Source organism: Pseudoalteromonas sp. APC 3691 (assembly GCF_030408135.1).
GTDB lineage: Bacteria > Pseudomonadota > Gammaproteobacteria > Enterobacterales > Alteromonadaceae > Pseudoalteromonas.
In genome coordinates, this window is the sequence record NZ_JASDCB010000154.1 from 1 (window position 1) to 832 (window position 832).

At 45.0% G+C, this 832-nt stretch carries 1 pseudogene; it reads left to right on the forward strand.

Going from position 1 to position 832, the window contains the following annotated elements:
• Positions 1-624 precede the first annotated feature (624 nt).
• Positions 625-832 (forward strand): annotated as a pseudogene (locus QL998_RS20680) (group II intron reverse transcriptase/maturase); the annotation flags it as partial.

The window sequence follows — 832 nt, forward strand, 5'->3', positions numbered from 1 at the left end:
AAGGAAGCCATAAGAAGTTAGAGGTACACAACTAACCGTAACCTGTTTCGGCAGTATTGGTGGGTCAGCGTGCAAAATAGCGCAACGCCCTATACTTAGTCAGACCAATACTGTGCTTGAGGGTGGGATTTCTAACAGGGAGCCAGTACAGTAACTGGGGAAGCCTGGCATCTAAACTTAGTGTAAATAAGTGGCCTAAACTCAAGGGGAAACCCAAGGTTTAACGTCGGTGTGAGGTGGCAGATGAACCCGTAGTAGTGAGTAAGGCTAGGCCGATGAAAGCCAGTAATGGTGTGGAGGACAAAACCAAGCCGACTATCAACAGAATGTTTGATAGGGTCAATTTTAATCAAAAGTTTTAATTGATTGCGAAGGGGGGAAGTATTCTTTAAGTGTATGAAAATCAGGAGTATCGACGTATAGGCTCACATGTATTTCGACGGAAATAGGCAAGAGATGACGGCTAAGCAGGAATGTGGACGCTGAGAACTGAAGGCCGAGCATGGGAGTAATGAGCGACCACTTAGGCAGATTGCCATTCGGCTAGCACACCTAATGTCCTCATGAAGAACACCACTATACATCAATGTGAAACGACAGACATACCGTAAGCAAAGGCAATTGATGACAGTTTACTACAGCTTGTATGGGCAATTATTAGATATTAATAACCTGTACAAGGGATTCAAAAAAGTGAAAGCAGCGAAAGGAGCGGCCGGAATAGATAGGCAGTCCATAGCCGCGTTCGCCTTGAATTTAGAAGAAAACTTGAAACAACTGCAAGGTGAACTGCAAAGCAAGCAGTATCGCGCACAGCCAGTCAAACGGATAG